We start from the raw sequence: 18778 nt of genomic DNA, 5'->3' as shown, positions 1-18778 counted from the left end.
GTCACAACAGTTGCATTTTTCGTGATGCCGGGCTGCAAAGAGCAATTTTCTGCGCTCCGGTGCTCACGTACTCTTAAAGTACGCTCCGCTCCTGTGCTCGATAATCATTCTTTTCGCCTCAGCCTGACGAATCTGCAACGGTTGTTTTTATGCGCAGGACAGGTCAGATCGTCATTGCCCCCACTGTTCGTTTGGTCTGCCTGGCTTTATATCTCTTTGCTATTGCAGCCGTTTTCCGCTTAAAGTTGATGTGATGTTCGATCTTGTTTCCCACTACTGGCCGCATATCCTGTTTGTCCTGTCGGGCGTTCTCGGAGCGATCGCTGCCATTCACGCGACCATGACGAAGGAGGAGGTGCGCACCGCCATCGGCTGGGTCGGCGTGATCGTGCTGTCGCCAATCGTCGGGGCGGTTGTGTATGCCATAGCCGGTGTGAACCGGATCCGGCGTTCGACGCTCACCCACCAGCGCGCCAATATGGGCAAGATCGCGCTCTATCATCTGTCGCATTTCGATACGACGAATGACCTCGTGCGCGCCGTTTTCGGACGCCAGTTCGGAGCGATGAAGATACTTGGCGACGCAGTCAGCCTCTATGATTTCACCAGCGGCAACAGCATCGAGATGCTGGAAACGGGTGACGAAGCCTATGCCGCGATGCTCGACGCCATTGGCAAGGCCGAGCGCAGCGTCATGCTGGAAACCTATATTTTCGACCGGGATGGTATTGGCGAAACATTCGTCGATGCTTTGGGCGATGCAGTCAAGCGCGGGGTAGAGGTGCGGGTGCTGGTCGATGCGGTCGGCGCGCGCTATTCATTTCCGAGTATCGTCAAGCTTCTGAAGGACAAAGGCGTTGCCGTCGACGTATTCAACGGCAATATCATCATCGGGCTGCGCCTGCCTTATGCGAACCTGCGCACCCACCGCAAAATCCTCATCGTTGACGGCAAGATTGCCTTTACCGGGGGCATGAACATTCGTGCAGGTTTCGTGCGCGCGATAGCGGGTGATGCGGTTGCCTTCGATACGCATTTCAAGCTGGAAGGCCCGGCGATTGCCGATCTCTTTCACATAGCATCCGAAGACTGGCGCTTTGCGACCGGCGAGCTTCTGACAGGTGAAGCCTGGAAGATAGCGCCGCCGAAAAATCCGCCGGGAACGGGAACGCTGGTGCGCGTCGTCGGATCAGGTCCCGACAAGAATGTGGAAACCAACCAGCGCATGATGATGGGAGCCTTCTCGATTGCCGAGCAGCATATTCTCATTATGACGCCTTATCTTCTGCCGGACCGAGAACTGATCAGCGCGCTGGTGACGGCAGCGCGGCGCGGCGTTTCGGTGGATATTGTCGTGCCTGGCGTCAACAATCTGAAGCTGGTGGATCGCGCCATGCGCGCCCAGTTCGATCAGCTCTTGAAGGATGGCTGCCGCATCTGGCGGGCCGGTGGCGCTTTCAATCACTCGAAGCTGATGACCATCGACGGCGCATGGTCCTATGTCGGATCGTCCAATATCGATCCGCGCTCGCTACGGCTGAATTTCGAAGTCGATCTTGAAATTCTCGACCGCGATGTGGCGCGTCGGGTGGAAGAGCGCATCGGCAAGGTGATAGAGGAAAGTCGCGAGGTCAATCTCACGCGCCTCAAGAACCGGCCATTTCTGGAGCGGCTTTTGGACCGGATCATCTGGCTTGGTTCGCCCTATCTCTAAAACTATCCGGCCCTGCTGGTGAATATTTCCGGGTTGAACTCTTCAAGCAGGTTCGTCGCCGATTTGAGATCAAGATGCGCCTTGATGGGCAGGTGATCGGATGCCAGGCGCGCCAGCGGCGTGTTGTGCACTTCAACCGACGTGACCAGATTGTGCGGGGCACCCAGCACGCGATCCAGAGCAAAAACTGGAAACCGCGACGGAAAGCTCGGGACTGCTGTCGCGACGTGATTGAAGGTTGGCATGAGCGCTGCAAGTGACGAGCGCTTGCCGATGCGCCATTCATTGAGGTCGCCGATCAGCAAGGTCGGCAGTGTGTCGGCCTCCTGCAAGGCGGTGATAATGCTTTCGGCCTGTTGTTCGCGGGAGCGTTTCAAGAGGCCAAGATGCGCGGCGATCACGCGGAGGGGCCCCGCCGGAAACTGCAGGTCTGCGACCAGCGCGCCACGCGGTTCGACACCGGGCAGCTTGAGCTGCTGCACGTTGCGCACCACGCCTTCGCGGAACAGAAGCACATTGCCATGCCACCCATGACCCTTGGGCATTGTTGAGGTGATGGGGACAGGTATGAGTCCGTGGCGTCGCTCGAGCAGGCCGAGATCGAGCAGGCCGGAACGCTCACCGAAACGCCTGTCGGCTTCCTGCAGGGCGATCACATCCGCGTCGATTTCACTGATGACTTCGGCTGTGCGCTGGGGATTGAACTGCTTGTCGATACCGATGCATTTGTGAACATTGTAAGAGGCAATGACGATATCACCGCCGGTAATATTGGCGTTGAGCGGCCTGAAACCTGGCCTGTTCCGGATTGCAGTCAGGAGCGACTTCGAGATCCGGTTTGGTTCTTTCTTCTTCAGCACCCGTTCTTCACCTGTCAGGTATTCGGTTCCGAAAGATTACGACATATGCCGGCGAGATGAACCGGCAATCCGTCTGAAACTCTATTGCAACATCCTATATATAGACAGGTTGCGCCCCTGTTTGAATAGCAATCGCCTACACAATTAGGCGACTACCTTGCAATGAAACGGATCAGCCTGTCGGTAAGGCCTGTGTAGGGCGGCTTGATGAGATCGCTCGGAGCCGGGGCATATTTGGTCAGGACAGGCATGGCCTTGGAAAAGGTCAGAAAACCGTCATGGCCATGATATTGCCCCATGCCGCTTGCGCCCACGCCGCCGAACGGCAAGTCGCTGCAGGCGAAGTGGTAGAGTGTATCGTTGACGCAGACACCACCTGCAACGATACGGCTGAGCATCATTTCAATCTCTGCGGTATTGTCGCTGAAGCAGTAAAGCGCCAGCGGACGATTAAGCTTGAGAACAAAGCCGATTGCATCATCAAGCAGGCGATAACTGATAATTGGCAGAAGCGGGCCGAAAATCTCCTCCTGCATGATCACGCAGTCTGTGGCGGGTTCCAGCACGAGGGCTGGTGCCATTGATCGGGGCTGGTCGGAGCCCGTCTCAAGTTCGATCACAGCCTCGCTCTTGTCTGCGGCATCGGCGAGCAGTTTCGACAGCCGCGCTTCCTGAGCATCGTTGATGATTGTCGTGCGGTCTTTTTCCGACGATGTGCCACTGTAGCGGGTTTGCATTTCGGCACGCAGAAGGCTCACGAAATCGTCGCGCCTGCTGTGATGGATCAGGACATAATCCGGCGCGATGCAGGTTTGCCCCGCATTGAAGAATTTTCCCGTCGCGATGGCGCTGGTGGCGCGTTTGAGATTGGCGTTTTCGCTGACGATGGCCGGTGACTTGCCGCCGAGTTCGAGCGTTACCGGTGTCAGGTTTGGTGCTGCGGCAGCCATGATCTTGCGCCCGACAGCAGTCGATCCGGTGAAAAAGAGATGGTCGAATGGCAGCGACGCGAATTGCGCCGAAAGCGATGCATCGCCAAGTGCCACGGCAACACGATCCTCCGGGAACACGTCGGCAAGCAGGCTTTGCAGGAATTCGGCGGTGCGCGGCGTGTGTTCGGATGGTTTGAGGAAAACATGGTTTCCGGCTGCAACTGCCGCAACAAGCGGCGCCAGCGCCAGATTGACCGGATAATTCCACGGTGCGATGATCCCCACCACACCAAGCGGGACATAGCGAATTTCGGCTTTGGCCGGCCACATTTTCCAGCCGGCCCTGCGGCGTTTCGGTTTCATCCAGCGCTTGAGTTTGTGCAAGGCATCATCGATTTCGGCGAAAACGACACTCGCCTCACCGAGCAGGGTTTCGTGCAGCGACCGATTGCCGAAATCCGTGCTGATGGCTTTCGCCATTTCATCCAGCCTTGCTTCAAGCCTTTCACGCAGACGCTTCAGGTCGTCCAGACGCTGCTCATAGGCAGGCCGATCTTCAAGCCATGCCTGCCGCAGGCGCTCGAATGAGATTTGCAATGCCTGTTCTTCAGTTGTCATAGGCAAAATCCTCGGTCGAACGGGCAAAGAGGAATTGCGCGACATAATAGGTTGCAAGCACCCAGAGGCCGTTCAGCGGAATGTCGAAGCTGAACCGTCCATAGGCAAGCAATGTGTCACTGGCCAGGAAGAAGAGGCCGCCAGCGGCGGCAAGCCAGGCGGCGTAGCGCTGCGGTGTCTCCGGTTCGGTGCTGAGCGCGCGGCTCATCGCCTGTGCCGCCATAATGCCGAGGGCTGCGGCATAGACGATGACAGGGATTTTCATGAGCGTCGGCAGTGACGGCCACAGGCCCGCTATGATGGCAAAGGCGGCGATGGCAAAAATGGCGAAAACACCTTTATGCGCGGCAAAGCGTGCACGGCGACAAAGCGCATAGATATAGGCGCAATGGGTGATGAGAAAGCAGATCAGTCCCGCCATGAAATAATCGCCGGGCAGCATCAGAAAGAAATCACCGAGTGCGGCGAAAGCCAGGCCAAAGGCGACGGCAAAGCCGTAGGTTCTCGATTTGGGGCGCCCGGCGCAAAGAACGGCTGCGAGCAGCAGCAAGGTGGCGGTCGGCTTGGTCAGATAATGCAGCCAGCGCCAGGCGGAATCCTCGCCATTATAACTCATGAGACTGCCTGCAATGGCACAGACTGCGCAGACCAGAAACAGGCCGTAAAGCGTTTTGTTTCCTTCGAATTCCAGCAAGCCTTTCCGGCGCATACTCGCTCCCCGTTATTATATTTGTAAGCAAATGAATTAGGGTCAAAAGGTCGTCGGATTGTGCCGCCAATTGCGCGATCGGCGCAATAGGCACAATTCATCGGGCTGTTGACAAAGCAATGCTGAAGGAAGCGGGCTCCCGGCCCTGGAGCATTTCGGGAAGCCCGTTTGGAATCAGGAAAGGTTCTTGCGTCGCTCGATTTCTTCTTCGGAAGGGTGATCCATCGCAAAAGAGCCGGTCTTGAGATCGCCTGAACGCTGATAATTGGCAATGATGACGCCGCTGGGCGATGTGGTGGAGCTGACGAGCTTGAAGGCTGAGGGCATGGATTGCCCGTCGAACAGGCGCTTGCCTGTGCCGAGGACGACGGGATAGATCAATAGCCGCAACTCGTCGACCAGATCGCTGGCAAGCAGCTGATGGGCTAGTTCGCTGCTGCCCGAGACCGACAGGTCGGGCCCTTCGGTCGCTTTGATGGCTTTCAATGAGGCGATGATATCGTCGCCAAGCAGCTCGCTGTTCTGCCAGTTCAGGCTTTCCGGCCTGTGCGTCGCGACGTATTTCGTCACTTCGTTGAACATTCTGGCGATTTCGCCTTCGCCGGGCACGAAGCCGGGGGCATTAGGGTCTGTTTCCTGATGCGGCCAATGGGCAGCAAAAATATCGTAGGTGCGTCTGCCCAGAAGCAGGTCGAACGGTTTGGAAAAGCTTTCGCCCATCGCTCCGGCAACCACGTCGTCCCAATAGGGTACTGTCCAGCCGCCATATTCGAATTGACCGGTACGATCCTCTTCCGGCCCACCCGGCGCCTGCATCACGCCGTCGAGGCTCAGGAACGTTCCAACAATGATCCGTCGCATGATTTTCCTCCCAGGAAAGCCCGCCTCGCAGGGCTTACCTTACAGGTTGGAAGCGGATCAGGATAGACGAGGGCTGTCAGGAAGTGATTCCGCCGTCTTGCGCCTTTTGCGGTCGATGCGTTCGGCACGGGTGGAAAGCTCTGTATTGCCGGCGAGATCGGTCTGCAAAATGAAGCCTTCCTGTTTCAGCCAACGGATGATTTCACCAAAGTCCTGATCATAGTCCGGTTGCTGCATGGCTCATCTCGCCTCCGATTTCGGTATGACGAGAATGCGTGGAGTGACTGCCGGTTGCAACATGCCACGATCAGAAACGATGCCAGACCGTCGGCTTGTTTTTCTGCCAGCCGTTTTTGTGCAGCAAAGGCGTGTCGTCGTCTGCCTCTGGCCAGCCGATGCACAGATAAAGGCTGAAGCGCCAGCTGGGTTGGACCTTGAAAAGCGTTTCCATTGCGCGTGGATCGAGAATGGAAACCATGCCGACGCCCAGTCCGAACGATCTTGCCGCCAGATTGAGGTTCTGGACCGCCATTGCCGTGCTGTGTTCCAGAGTGACGGCCATGGACTGTCTGCCAAGACCATGCCCCTCGGTGGGTGCCGTTTCGGTGAAAACTGCAAGCTGCAGGGGAGCAACCTCTATGCCTTCCAGTTTCAAATCGCGGTAATGCTCGGCACGCGGCCCTTCATAAATCTGTGCTGCCGACCGGTTGGCTTGCGTGAATATATCGCGGACGGCAGCACGTGTTGGGGCGCTCTCGACTGAGATTACGCGCCACGGACGGGCATTGCCGACGGAGGGGGCGTAGTCCATCGCTTCCTGCAAAGCCGTGATGATCCCATCGTCCAGTGGGGCATCGCTGAAGTGACGAACATCGCGCCGCCATTTCAGCAATTCAAAGAAAGCATCGCGTTCGGAGGGAGAAAACTGCATCGACTGCCAAATCTGTTGGTTCGAATATCTGGATATAAGCCAGAATGGCTGGACCTTGATCCAGATAGCAAAAAAGCCCGCTTGCGCGGGCTTTTTGGGGTGCTTCTGAACCTTGGTAGTGGTCCGAAGACTTAGGAATGGTGCCCAGAAGAGGACTCGAACCTCCACGCCCTTGCGAGCGCCAGCACCTGAAGCTGGTGCGTCTACCAATTCCGCCATCTGGGCGACGAGGACCCATCTAAGGGGTCGACCTGCCTCTGTCAATCGCGTTTTCTACATTCAGCCAGCTTTTTTTCAGCCGATGCTTTTTTCGCGTTGAAAAGAGGGACGGGCGCGTTGGCGCGCCCGTCAAATTCGCTGCCAGACAGCTATCAGGCTTCGAGAATTTCCTTCGAAGCGACTGTCGAATCAGCATTGAGCCGGTAAACGACCGGAACACCGGTGTTGAGTTCCTGCTTGAGAATCTGTTCCGGCGTCAGGCCGTCCAGCGCCATGATGAGTGCACGGAGCGAATTGCCGTGCGCGGCAACCAGAACTGTCTCGCCGCGCAGCACGTGCGGCTGCACCGTGTGCAGATAATATGGCCAGACGCGCGCGCCGGTGTCCTTCAGGCTTTCGCCACCCGGAGGCGGGACGTCATAGGAACGGCGCCAGATATGGACCTGTTCTTCACCCCACTTGGCGCGGGCGTCATCCTTGTTAAGGCCGGACAGGTCACCATAGTCGCGCTCATTCAGGGCCTGATCACGGATTGTCTTGAGATCAGACTGGCCGAGCTGGTCAAGAATGTGCTGGCAGGTCACCTGCGCACGTGACAGCGCGGACGTATAGGCGATGTCGAACTTGAGACCGGCGGCCTTCAGGCGCTGGCCCGCAGCCTTGGCTTCGGCATGGCCCTGTTCGGTCAGGCCCGGATCGCGCCATCCGGTGAAAAGGTTCTTGAGGTTCCATTCGCTTTGACCGTGACGGACCAGGACGAGAGTACGAGACATATGCAACGCTCCGTTGGAGCGCATCCCGAAAAGTGTGAAGCGGTTTTCGGACAAGATGCGCGATAAAACAAAACTCTGGAGCGCTGATCTGAACAGATCGGATCGGCGCTCCGGTGGAAATAATCAGTCGTTCAGCCCGAGAACGTCGAGCATCGAGTAGAGACCGGGTTTTTTGCCATAGGCCCAAAGTGCAGCCTTGATGGCGCCGCGCGCAAAGACCGAACGGTCTTCGGCATGATGGGAGAGAACGACACGCTCACCGGGACCGGCCAGCATCACCGAATGATCGCCGATCACCGAACCGCCGCGCAATGTTGCAAAGCCGATGGAACCTGTTTCGCGTGGGCCTGTATAGCCGTCGCGCACGCGGACACTGTTTTCCGCCAGTGCTATGTCGCGCCCCTTGGCTGCGGCTTCGCCGAGAAGCAGCGCGGTGCCCGACGGTGCATCGACCTTGTGCTTGTGATGCATTTCGAGAATTTCGATGTCGAAATCTTGCGGGTCGAGCGCTTGTGCCGCCTTCTGAACAAGAACGGACAAAAGATTGACGCCAAGGCTCATATTGCCGGATTTGACGATGGTTGCGTGGCGGGCAGCGGCACGGATTTTTTCGTCATCCTCGGTCGAACAGCCTGTCGTGCCGATCACATGAACGATGCGCGCCTGTGCGGCAAGCCCTGCAAATTCCACGCTGGCTGTGGGGCTTGTGAAATCAAGAACGCCTTGCGCCTTGGCAAAAACCGGCAGCGGATCGTCGGTTATGGTAACGCCGAGCGGGCCAATGCCGGTCACTTCGCCCGCATCGCGGCCCAGAAGGGGAGAGCTGGAACGTTCGATGGCGCCGACCAGTTTCGCGCCTTCAATGGTCTGGATGGTGCGGATCAGCGTCTGGCCCATGCGCCCGCCGGCGCCGACAACGACGAGGCCGATTTCGCTGTTCTGTGTTTCGCCGCTCATCGGGTTTCTCCTGTCCGCAATTCTTCTGCCGTCTTTTCGGTGATGATATCGCCGTTGCCGCTTTGCAACTGGTAGAAGCGGGCATAGACGCCGTTCTGGATAGCGATCAGATCGTCGTGGCGACCTTCCTCCACCACGCGACCGGCTTCCATCACCACGATCCGATCTGCATTCACCACCGTGGAAAGGCGATGGGCGATCACGATTGTGGTGCGGTTCTGCATGATACCTTCCAGCGCCTGCTGGACCCGCTTCTCCGATTCATTATCGAGCGCGGAAGTTGCCTCGTCGAGCAGAAGAACCGGCGCATTGCGGACAATGGCGCGGGCGATGGAAACGCGTTGGCGCTGGCCACCGGAAAGGGTCACACCGTTTTCACCGACCGGTGTATCGTAGCCCTGCGGCTGTTGCAGGATGAATTCATGCGCATGGGCAAGCTTCGCGGCTTCGATGATTTCCTCATCCGTCGCGTCCGGGCGACCATAGCGGATGTTGTCGGCAATGGTGCCTTCGAACAGATAGGGCTGTTGCGAGACATAGGCGATGTCGTGGCGCAGCGACCGTTTCTTGACCTGCGCGATATCCTGCCCGTCGAACAGGATCTTGCCGCTGTCGAGATCGTAGAAGCGCTGGACAAGATTGATGAGCGTCGACTTGCCCGCGCCTGAAGCGCCGACCACGGCGGTGGTTTCGCCCGCCTTGGCGACAAAGCTGACGCCATGCAGCACCGGGGCTGTCTCGTTGTAGGAGAAATAGATATCTTCGAAGCGGATTTCGCCGGGACCGGCTTTCAGCGCCACAGCGCCTGGAAGATCACGCTGGCGCGGCTCAATATCCAGCACTTCATAGATCATGCGCGCATTGACGAGCGCCTTTTCCAGTCCGACCTGAAGGCGGGCGAGGCGGCGAGCCGGATCATAGGCAAGCAGCATTGCAGTGATGAAGGCAAAGGTTGCACCGGGCGGCTGCTGTTCGAGAATGGCGCGATAGCCGCTATAGGCCAGCACGCCGGAGACGGCAACACCGGCCAGCATTTCGGAAATGGGCGTTGTGCGCTCGGAGACCTTGGCGATCTTGTTGCTACGGCCTTCGGATTGATCGATAAGCTTGCCGATTTTGGCGCGCAACTGATCTTCCATCGTAAAGGCTTTGACGATGGCAATGCCCTGAATCGATTCCTGCATGGCGCCCAGCAGATGGGAATTGAGATGCACGAGATCGCGGGTGACGGAGCGAATGCGGCGCGAAATATAAGCCACGGCGAGAATGAGCGGCGGTCCGATCAGAAAAATCGCTACCGACAGAACCGGGTCCATGTAGAACATCATGCCGACGAGGCCGACGAGTGAGATGAAGTCGCGCGCGATCGACGAGATCGTCATGTTGAGAAGATCGCGGATGCCGGAAACATTCTGGTTGATCTGCGCCGCCAGATGACCCGAACGGGTGTCGTTGTAGAAATCGAGACCAAGCTTCATCAGATGGTCGAAAATGCGCTTCTGATAGCGCGCGACCAGATTATTGCCGATCTTGGCCAGTTCCACCGCCTGTATGTAGCCGGAAATGCCGCGCAATATGAAGACGGCCAGCAATGTGCCGCAAATGACCCAGACCAGACTCAGATTCTGCTCGTAGAAGATCTTGTCGATCATCGGCTTCATCAGATAGGCCAGCGCGCCATTCGATCCGCCGACAATGAGTGATGCCAGAATGGCGATAATGTAGTTTTTCTTATATTCGCGGATGTTTTCCGACATCATGCGCCGGATTACGCGGGTGGCTTCGCCCGTATCGATCTTCTTGTTTTTCTTCTTGAATAGACTCACGTGCAAAAGCGCTTTTTGTCTCTTAGCCTTCCGGCTGGCCCGGCGGCTATCGTTGAAAAATACGACTTCCCATACGGAAACGCTGCAAAGGAAAAGCCATCGGCAATTTCAGTGCAGCGTTTCTATAACGTTATCCGTGCGGCTTGACCATCCTCAAGCTTTGTTGCTCAGTCGATGCGCCAGCGCCGCCCTTCGGTAGAGACTTCGAAACGGGCAGGGGCCTGCGCGAAGGCGGAAAGCCCGGCGAGGGCTGCGAGCTGGTGCGTGATCACGCGGACAGGAATATCGCGCATGATCGCCTTGTGCGGGGCCTTGTCTTCGAAGGCCTCGCGGAAAGCACCAGCCTTGAGTGCGGAAAGGATGCGCTGTGGAATGCCGCCGGAAAGATAGACGCCGCCCTGTGCCATGAAGATCAGCGCCAGATCGCCCGCAAAACGCCCGAGATAGGTGACGAACAAATGCAGGGTTTCTTCCGCCTGCGCGTTGCTGCCGTCGAGCCCGGCTGACGTGATGTCGGCGGGTGTCTCCAGCGTTGGCGAAACTTCATCGGCGGCGCATATGGCAAGATAGAGATTGCGCAGGCCACGGCCGCACAGGATCTGCTCGCCCGCGACGCGGCCTTCGATGCGCTCGATATGCGGGAAAACTTGATAATCGCGTTCACTCCGGGGACCGATATCAATGTGACCGCCTTCGCCCGGCACCGGCACCCATGCATGGCGCGTGCGGACGAGACCGGCAACGCCAAGCCCCGTGCCCGGCCCGAGCACGACGCGGGTGGCGATCACTTCTTCGGGCTTGCCGCCGATCTGTTCCAGATGATCGCTGCCGAGAGCCACAACGGCGAGTGCCTGTGCCTCGAAATCGTTCAGCACGGTCACATCCTCGAAACCGAGATCGGAGATCATCTTCTTCGGACGTACGACCCAGTCGCAATTGGTGAGGTCGATCTCGTCACCGTCGACGGGGCCAGCCACAGCAAGAATGGCGGAGCGTGGCTGGATCGAGGTGTGATCGAGAATGGCGCTCTGTATCGCTTGATCGATGGTGGCATAATCCGCCGTCTGGAGAACGGGAAACTCCTTCGGCTCGGCATTAGAATCCACGAGGATAGCAAAGCGGGCATTGGTCCCGCCGATATCGCCGACGAGTACTGGAAACCGGAAACTCTGTTCGGCCCGCTCTATCTCTTTGTTTTCATGCATGTCTTTGTCCCAAAACTGCTTCCCACTTTTGGGAGACACGCTGTAGTCGCCAGCACGTCCTCTCCCTGGTCATGTCTTCCGCCTGTAGGTGAACTGCCTGCGGCGCATCATTATGTGTTGTTTCAATCAAGCGCCTTGATCAGCTTTTCGGCTGTCGCGCGATTGAGCGCCATTGGAATATCATAGACGCTGCCAAGGCGCGTCAGCGCCTTCACATCGACATCATGTGGTAATGGCGATAGCGGATCGATGAAGAAGATGAGCACTTCGACCGTGCCTTCCGCGATCATCGCGCCGATCTGCTGGTCCCCGCCAAGCGGCCCGCTTTTCACACGCTGAATGCTGAGCGAGGGGCAGGCATCCAGAATGAGGCCGCCGGTTGTGCCTGTCGCTACAATGTCATAGCGGGCGAGAGCCTGCTCATGAGCCGTTGCAAAGGCAACCATGTCATCCTTCTTCTGGTCGTGGGCGATCAATGCGATGCGCAGGCGTTCCGTCATGAATGAGCAACCTTACGAGTTGATAACCTTGTCATTAGAGCATTTCCAGCAAAGGTGTGAAACGGTTTTGCGTAGGAAAATGCGATGAAACAAATAGTTAGAGCGGTTCCAACAACTCATTTTGACAGGAACCGTTCTGGCGTTCTAAATCGTTTAAATCTATAGCGAAGTGCCAAAGACCTGAAAAGCGCTAAAAGCCTTTCTACTGCACGCCGTAGGTGACATCCGCGACCGAATTCGGTGCAGGGCCGTTCAGGACGGCAGCACAGGCTTTCGGAAGATCGGAAACCATCACCGGACGCGGCTTTTTCGGCGGCTCCTTCGACGGCTTTGCAGGCTTCCAAGGCTCGTCGGTAAACCACCATGCGAGCGACTTGTCACAACCGTCACCTGCAGCCACTTTCGGCTGTGCCTTGCACTGGGGCGAACCGGGCTGGCAGGTCAGACGCACATGGAAATGATAGAAGTGACCCCAATAGGGGCGCACCTTGCCGAGCCAGCTTCTGTCACCCGTCACCGTGTCGCAAAGCTGCTTCTTGATGCCCGGATGCACGAAGATGCGTTCAACTTCCGGATAGCTTGCGGCATGTTTGATCAGGGCCGTGCGGGCAGGGGTCCATTTCTTGGGATCGACATAAAGCGAATCCCCTTTCAGCATCGATACGGCGGAAACGCTTTCGCGTTCGGCATCGGTGAAGCGCTTTTTCGGCATCGGCGTCAGCCAGATATCGGCGTCGAGCCCGACCTGATGCGAAGCATGGCCGGTGAGCATCGGCCCGCCGCGAGGCTGCGAGATATCGCCGACGAGAAGGCCGGGCCAACCGTCCTTTGCCGCATCGCGGGATAATTTTTCCAAGAGACCGATCATGCGTGGATGGCCCCAGCGGCGATTGCGCGAAAGGCGCATGACCTGCCAGTTCGGTCCGTCTGTGGGCAGTGCCACGGCACCGGCAAGACATCCTTTGGCATAAAAGCCAATGGATTGCGGCTGCTGCGTCAGAACGGGAAGCGCCTCTCCACCGAAAGCCTGTTTGGCAGGCATGTCTTCCGCCATGGCCACCGGCACGAAGTCGGGCGCGATCATTGCGGCCAGCGAGGCTGCGAGAACGATCTTCTTCAGTTTGTTTGCGATCATGGGGCGATTCCATGTTTTGCCAAGCGGGATGCGGCTGCGAATCAAGGCAACCTGATTGCAGGCATTATGCTGTGTCGACGGCGGGGCTTCAATGGCGGTCGACAGTTTGGCGCTGCCGACCGCCATTTCCGTCAGCTCTTCGGTATCCTCGCAAGTAAGGCCAGAACCAGTAACGGCATGAATGTGCAGAACGCTATCAATGGCCAGGCAGTATCGCCGGGCAGGAAAATGACGAGTGCGGTTCCTGCCAGACTGACGATCAGGCTTTGAATGCAGAAATAGATGGCGACCGCCATGCCTGCACTGTCGTCAAAGGCTGCGAGTGCACCATTTGCCGTCATGGATGCCGTGAGCACGATCCCGACAGCGGCAAGCCACATCGGGACGATGAGGCTTGCGAACAATGGTTGCAGCAGTTTTTCGCCTGCGAAAAGCAGAAGCGCGCTGGCAAGGAGCACGCCCATACCAAGTGCGACGCTGGTGCGGGCGCCCCATTTCTGTGTCTGGCGCGGCAGGATACGTGTGGCGGCGATCATGACGACGGCAACACTTGCAAAGGCAAGGCTGAAGCTGGTTTCGCCGAAACCGCCGCGCTCGATCAGAATGCGCGGCGCCGTGGAAAAGAACACGAAGAACGTGCCCATTGCCGTCGCAAAGCCCGATGTATAGGTCCAGAAACCGAAATCCTTCATAATCCGGCCCAGACTTCCAGTGCTTGATGCATTGGTGATCGGTCGCGTCTCGTGCCAGTGGCGCAAAGCGCGCCATGTTGCGACCAGGCCGAACATGCCAAGCGTTGCAAAAATTGCTCGCCATCCGAAGCCTGTTGCGATGAGTGCGCCAGCGATTGGCCCAAGCGCCGGAACGAAGGAAAGCATGGCGCTGAAAAGGCCGTAGATCGTCGCGCCTTCTGGACGTGCCGCATAGACGTCGCGCACCGTTGCGAAAGTGGCGACAAGTGCTGCCGAGGCGCCCGTTGCCTGCACGAAACGAAGCACCACGAAAGCTGTGGCATTGTCGGTGATCGCCAGAGCGAAGGACGAAAGGGCGAAGGTCAATCCGCCGCCAAGCAGGATGGGCCTGCGTCCGAAACGGTCTGACAACGGGCCGAACAGGAGTTGCCCGACACCCAACATCACCATGTAGAGGCTGAGCGTGAGCTGCACCATTGTGGGTGTCGTTTGCAGGATGGCGGGCATGGACGGCACCACCGGTAGGTAGATGTCCATGGCCAGTGAGGCGAGAATGTCGAAGGGCGCCATCAGCACGAGTGCAAAAGGCAGGGAGTGACCCCAGCGCGGGGTTTGTTTGTTATCAAAAGGCATGACGAAGCATCCGCTCGAGAAAAAATCGGGCGGCGATCTGCCTTCGTTGGAGCGCGTTTCGATCTGATTGAAGCAGATCGAAAACCGTTACACAGTTTTCGGGATGCGCTTTAAAGGAAATTGATCCGGGGCAGATGCCGCAACAGGTTGGAAAGCTGCTGCGGCTTATTTATCTGCTGATTTTTCGTTACCCATAGGTCTGTCCCGGTTTGATTGTGGTCGCATTTTTAGCAGCCCCATCGGGGCAATGCAAATCAGCGCCAGCAATCCTCGCGCCACATGGCCGAGAAGGCCGTCTTGTAGTCTGGATAGGCAAATTCATAGCCGAGATCCCGGATGCGCTGGTTGGAGACGCGCTTGTTCTCGCCATAGAAGGAACGCGCCATCGGCGTCATGTCGGCTTCTGAGAAGGGGACTTCCGGCGGCGGCGTCACGCCCATCAGTTCGGCGGCATAGGTGACGACATCCTGCGGGGGGCTCGGTTCATTATCGGTGATATTGAAGACGCCACCCGTATTCGTGCCTGCCAGAAAGCGCAGGCTACCGGCAATGTCATCGACATGGATGCGGTTGAAAACCTGATTTTCCTTGATGATGCGCCGTGCAGTGCCGCGTTCCAGATTGACGAAGGCGTTGCGGCCCGGCCCATAGATACCTGAAAGGCGCAGGACCGCGAGCGGCGTTCCATGCCGTTCGCTCAATTGTCCCCATGCCTCTTCGGCTTCGACGCGTTCCAGACTACGGCGGGATGCAGGCTTGCAGGCTGCCGTCTCGTCCACCCACTCGCCCTGATGGTCGCCATAGACGCCGACCGTTGACAAATAACCGATCCAGCGAATGGTGTTGTCGGGGCGGCGAAGCGCTTCTTCAACGACCGCGACCGCAGGATCGCCGCTTTCGCCGGGCGCAATCGAAATCACCACATGGGTTGCCTTGGCAAGCCGCTCCAGAAGTTCGGGCGAGGGCGTCTCGCCATCGAACAGGACCGGCGAAATGCCGGATTTCTCGATGATCGGGAATTTCTGCTCATGCCGTGTGGTTCCGTCGATGCGTTCCGCTTCTCCTGTCATCCGTTTGGCAAAAGCTTGTGCCGAGTATCCGGCCCCGAACAGGAAAATGCGCATATCAGACTGTCTCCATAGAGCGCCGTGCGACCTTCAGGACGCACAAAGGACGCTCTAGCCTATTATTAAATCTACGTATCGTGCTTTCCGAAAATCGATTCCGATTTTCGGGCCGATGCAGTATTCCACTCTGCCTGTACCGTAGCATCCTCTTCTGATGAGGCCAGACGTTTTTGCAAGGCATCGACGCGGTTCGGCCCGGCCAGCTGCTTCAAGGCCCATATAGCCGCGCCGCGCACGACCGGCGCTTCGTCTTCGAGCAATCGTTCAATATCCTGCAGAAGAGCCTCATCGCCGGAATTACCGGCGGCAATCAGCACATTGCGGATGAAGCGGTCGCGTCCGATCCGCTTCACCGGGGAGCCGGAAAACAAGGTGCGGAAAGCAGGGTCGTCCAGTGCCAACAGATCGGCAAGACGCGGCGCTTTCAGGTCATCGCGCGCCTTGAGCTTCATTTCGCTGGTGGCTTGCGCAAACTTGTTCCATGGGCAGACGGAAAGACAGTCGTCGCAGCCATAGATGCGGTTGCCCATCGCCTCGCGGAATTCGTGCGGGATCGGTCCCTTGTTCTCGATGGTGAGATAGGAAATGCAGCGCCTTGCATCGATGCGATAGGGCGACGGGAAAGCTTTGGTCGGGCAGACATCCAGACAGGCGCGGCACGAGCCGCAATGGTCGCGGTCGGGCTGGTCGGGCGGGATTTCCGCCGTGGTGAAGATCGAACCGAGGAACAGCCAGGAGCCGAGCTCGCGGCTCACCAGATTGGTGTGCTTGCCCTGCCAGCCGAGACCGGCGGCCTCAGCCAGCGGCTTTTCCATCACAGGTGCGGTATCGACGAAGACTTTGACGTCCTGCCCGGCGCGTGCTGCAAAGCGGCTCGCCACATGCTTCAGCTTGCCCTTGATGATGTCATGATAGTCGCGGTTCTGCGCATAGACCGAAATGGCCGCGCGGTCCTTCTCGTCCAGAATGGCGAGCGGATTGACGTTTGGTCCGTAATTCATGGCCAGCATCATGATGGAACGGACTTCCGGCCACAGCACACCCGGATCGGCGCGGCGCGCTTCGGTTTCTTCCATCCATTCCATATCGGCATGGTGACCGTCGGCAATATATTGCCGCAACCGTTCCGGCGCTTGCGGAATTGCATCCGGCGTGGTGAAGGCGACGGCATCGAAACCAACCGCCTTCGCCTCTTCGATCAGGAAGCGCTTCAGCTTTTCTGTTTTGGTACTAGAAGTCGAGGTCGCCATAATGAGCCACCGGGGCAAGTCCGCGAACACGATCGGAAAGCAGGGGTCGGAAAGCCGGGCGCGACTTCATCCGGGCGTACCAGTCACGTGCCGCTTTGGTTTCACTCCATTCGATCTCGCCCAGATAATCGAGAACGGAAATGCAAGCCGCCGCCGCCGTGTCGGCATAGCTTGGATGCGCGCCGCCGAGCCAGTCGCGGGTGGCGGCCAGCCAGTCGATATATTTCATGTGCTGGCGGATATTGGTGCGGGCGGCGCGAATGGCGGTCGAATCCGGCGCGCTGCCGCCCATCTCGGCGGCCATCTGCAGCTTGAATACACGCTCGCGGGCGATATGGCGCGTCACTTCGTTTTCGAACTTGAGCAGGAACCAGTCGACGAGGCGGCGCACCTCGGCGCGTTCCATCGGGCTTTCCGGCAGAAGACGGCGGCTGCGTTTCAAAGCGCCGCGTGTTTCATCGAGATATTCGGCGATGACCGTCGGGCCGACGACCGGAAGGTCGTTTTCAGCCAGAAGCACGGGCAAGGTGCCTGCCGGGTTCAGTGCCAGAAATTCCCTGCGGCGTGACCATGGTCGTTCCTCGATCAGCTCCGCTTCAACGCCATACTCGCCGAGGATGAGCCGCACATAGCGCGAACCCGAAGACATGGGGTGATGAAAAAGCGTAAGCATGATCGACGCGAGACTCTCGACTGAAGCTTGAATTGAACGTCCGGAGATTGGCATGGCGTTTGCGCATGCAGCAGGCTATTTCTGCTGCCAAGCGATTCGACGCCGCCTCAACGGAATATAAAGTCTATAAGACCTATGTTTGCGGGAGACAAGCAATCGCTGGACGTGCTCGTTGTCGCCACAACACCCGCAATCGCGGGCCGGTTCAGATGCCTCCATTGTACTCACTATTCTAAGGTACTGACTTCATGGATATTTTTAATCTGCTGGAAGCCGCATTTCTCGGTCTTGTCGAAGGCTTGACCGAATTTATCCCGGTTTCCTCCACCGGGCATTTGCTGCTGATCGGTCATTTTCTCGGCTTTGAATCCACAGGAAAGACCTTTGAGGTGCTGATCCAGCTCGGCGCCATTCTGGCCATTCTGACCGTTTATTCGGCAAAACTTCTGAAAATCCTGACCGATTTTCCTCGCGATGCCCGCACGCGGCGCTTTGTTTTCGGTATCCTGATCGCTTTTCTGCCTGCTGCCGTTATCGGCGCGCTGGCGCATGGCTTTATCAAGGGGGTGCTGTTCGAGACGCCGATGCTGGTCTGCATCATGCTTATCATCGGCGGGTTCATTCTGCTCTGGGTGGACCAGCTCAATCTGCGTCCGCGCTATCATGATGTGATGGATTATCCGCTGCCGATCTGCCTTGCCATCGGCTTCATCCAGTGCCTGGCCATGATCCCCGGCGTGTCGCGCTCCGGTTCTACCATCGTCGGTTCGCTGCTGCTCGGCGCGGACAAGCGCTCGGCGGCTGAGTTCTCGTTCTTCCTCGCCATGCCGACCATGGCAGGCGCTTTTGCCTATGATCTCTACAAGAGCCACAATACCCTGTCGTTCAACGACGGCGCGCTGATCGGGGTCGGCTTCGTGATGGCTTTCATATCGGGCGTTTTTGTCGTGCGCTATCTGCTCGATTATGTGTCCCGCCATGGCTTTAGACTGTTCGGCTGGTGGCGCCTGATTGTCGGGTCGGTGGGATTGGCTGCGCTTCTCGTCTGGGGATAAAGCTCCGCCATTATTTCCGCGCTGACGGTCTGCAAATGGCGTTTTTCTGCGCTTCTGGTGCTCATGTACCCTAAAGTACACTCCGCTCCGGTTCTCGAAAGCCACCAT

At 57.8% G+C, this 18778-nt stretch carries 18 protein-coding genes and 1 tRNA gene; 2 read left to right on the top strand and 17 right to left on the bottom strand.

Annotated features, from left to right (window positions below; all coding sequences use genetic code 11):
- Positions 1-253 precede the first annotated feature (253 nt).
- Positions 254-1714, top strand: coding sequence for a cardiolipin synthase (cls, locus tag CQZ93_RS10655; RefSeq protein ID WP_105542539.1), 1461 nt, complete (start codon positions 254-256; stop codon positions 1712-1714).
- A gap of 2 nt (positions 1715-1716) precedes the next feature.
- On the opposite strand, the gene CQZ93_RS10650 is transcribed toward cls, so the two are convergent.
- The 17 genes from CQZ93_RS10650 to CQZ93_RS10570 form a co-directional block, all read right to left on the bottom strand.
- Positions 1717-2574 (bottom strand): endonuclease/exonuclease/phosphatase family protein, encoded by an 858-nt coding sequence (locus tag CQZ93_RS10650; protein WP_105542538.1) that lies wholly within the window; start codon positions 2572-2574, stop codon positions 1717-1719.
- A 152-nt stretch (positions 2575-2726) separates the two neighbouring features.
- Positions 2727-4124, bottom strand: a complete 1398-nt coding sequence (locus CQZ93_RS10645; RefSeq protein ID WP_105542537.1) for a coniferyl aldehyde dehydrogenase — start codon at positions 4122-4124, stop codon at positions 2727-2729.
- Positions 4114-4833 (bottom strand): lysoplasmalogenase, encoded by a 720-nt coding sequence (locus CQZ93_RS10640; protein ID WP_105542536.1) that lies wholly within the window; start codon positions 4831-4833, stop codon positions 4114-4116. Before CQZ93_RS10640 ends, CQZ93_RS10645 begins: the two co-directional genes overlap by 11 nt.
- Before the next feature lie 174 nt (positions 4834-5007).
- Positions 5008-5694, bottom strand: coding sequence for a dihydrofolate reductase family protein (locus CQZ93_RS10635; RefSeq protein WP_105542535.1), 687 nt, complete (start codon positions 5692-5694; stop codon positions 5008-5010).
- Between the two features lie 57 nt (positions 5695-5751).
- Positions 5752-5931 carry a hypothetical protein gene (locus tag CQZ93_RS10630; RefSeq protein ID WP_105542534.1) on the bottom strand — a complete coding sequence of 60 codons (180 nt, stop codon included), beginning with the start codon at positions 5929-5931 and terminating at the stop codon, positions 5752-5754.
- A gap of 70 nt (positions 5932-6001) precedes the next feature.
- Complete coding sequence (bluB, locus tag CQZ93_RS10625) at positions 6002-6625, bottom strand: 5,6-dimethylbenzimidazole synthase (protein ID WP_105542533.1); 624 nt, start codon at positions 6623-6625, stop codon at positions 6002-6004.
- Between the two features lie 138 nt (positions 6626-6763).
- Positions 6764-6850: transfer RNA gene (locus CQZ93_RS10620), tRNA-Leu, on the bottom strand.
- A gap of 146 nt (positions 6851-6996) precedes the next feature.
- Positions 6997-7617, bottom strand: coding sequence for a 2,3-bisphosphoglycerate-dependent phosphoglycerate mutase (locus CQZ93_RS10615; protein WP_010659395.1), 621 nt, complete (start codon positions 7615-7617; stop codon positions 6997-6999).
- A gap of 123 nt (positions 7618-7740) precedes the next feature.
- Positions 7741-8574, bottom strand: coding sequence for a 4-hydroxy-tetrahydrodipicolinate reductase (gene dapB / locus CQZ93_RS10610; RefSeq protein ID WP_105542532.1), 834 nt, complete (start codon positions 8572-8574; stop codon positions 7741-7743).
- Positions 8571-10400 (bottom strand): ABC transporter ATP-binding protein, encoded by a 1830-nt coding sequence (locus CQZ93_RS10605; protein ID WP_105542531.1) that lies wholly within the window; start codon positions 10398-10400, stop codon positions 8571-8573. The genes dapB and CQZ93_RS10605 overlap by 4 nt, the downstream gene beginning before the upstream one ends.
- A gap of 167 nt (positions 10401-10567) precedes the next feature.
- Entirely contained in the window at positions 10568-11605 is a 1038-nt protein-coding gene (locus CQZ93_RS10600) for a glucokinase (protein ID WP_105542530.1), read from the bottom strand.
- Between the two features lie 122 nt (positions 11606-11727).
- Positions 11728-12105 (bottom strand): methylglyoxal synthase, encoded by a 378-nt coding sequence (locus tag CQZ93_RS10595; protein ID WP_105542529.1) that lies wholly within the window; start codon positions 12103-12105, stop codon positions 11728-11730.
- A gap of 202 nt (positions 12106-12307) precedes the next feature.
- A complete protein-coding gene (mepA, locus tag CQZ93_RS10590) occupies positions 12308-13240 on the bottom strand; it encodes a penicillin-insensitive murein endopeptidase (RefSeq protein WP_105543268.1) in 933 nt (310 codons plus the stop codon).
- A 131-nt stretch (positions 13241-13371) separates the two neighbouring features.
- Positions 13372-14565 (bottom strand): CmlA/FloR family chloramphenicol efflux MFS transporter, encoded by a 1194-nt coding sequence (gene cml / locus CQZ93_RS10585; RefSeq protein ID WP_105542528.1) that lies wholly within the window; start codon positions 14563-14565, stop codon positions 13372-13374.
- Positions 14566-14819: 254 nt separating this feature from the next.
- Positions 14820-15689 (bottom strand): SDR family oxidoreductase, encoded by an 870-nt coding sequence (locus CQZ93_RS10580; protein ID WP_105542527.1) that lies wholly within the window; start codon positions 15687-15689, stop codon positions 14820-14822.
- 71 nt (positions 15690-15760) lie between these two features.
- Complete coding sequence (gene queG, locus CQZ93_RS10575; protein WP_105542526.1) at positions 15761-16942, bottom strand: tRNA epoxyqueuosine(34) reductase QueG; 1182 nt, start codon at positions 16940-16942, stop codon at positions 15761-15763.
- On the bottom strand, positions 16923-17615 hold the full coding sequence (locus CQZ93_RS10570) for a glutathione S-transferase family protein (RefSeq protein ID WP_105543267.1): 693 nt from the start codon (positions 17613-17615) through the stop codon (positions 16923-16925). The genes queG and CQZ93_RS10570 overlap by 20 nt, the downstream gene beginning before the upstream one ends.
- Before the next feature lie 248 nt (positions 17616-17863).
- On the opposite strand from CQZ93_RS10570, the gene CQZ93_RS10565 reads away from it, so the two are divergent.
- Positions 17864-18670 carry an undecaprenyl-diphosphate phosphatase gene (locus CQZ93_RS10565; protein ID WP_105542525.1) on the top strand — a complete coding sequence of 269 codons (807 nt, stop codon included), beginning with the start codon at positions 17864-17866 and terminating at the stop codon, positions 18668-18670.
- Positions 18671-18778 lie beyond the last annotated feature (108 nt).

It is taken from the genome of Ochrobactrum vermis (genome assembly GCF_002975205.1).
In the GTDB taxonomy this organism is placed as follows: Bacteria; Pseudomonadota; Alphaproteobacteria; order Rhizobiales; family Rhizobiaceae; genus Brucella; species Brucella vermis.
The sequence above is the reverse complement of the archived record's forward strand: the minus strand, read 5'-3'. Positions and strand labels throughout refer to the sequence as shown.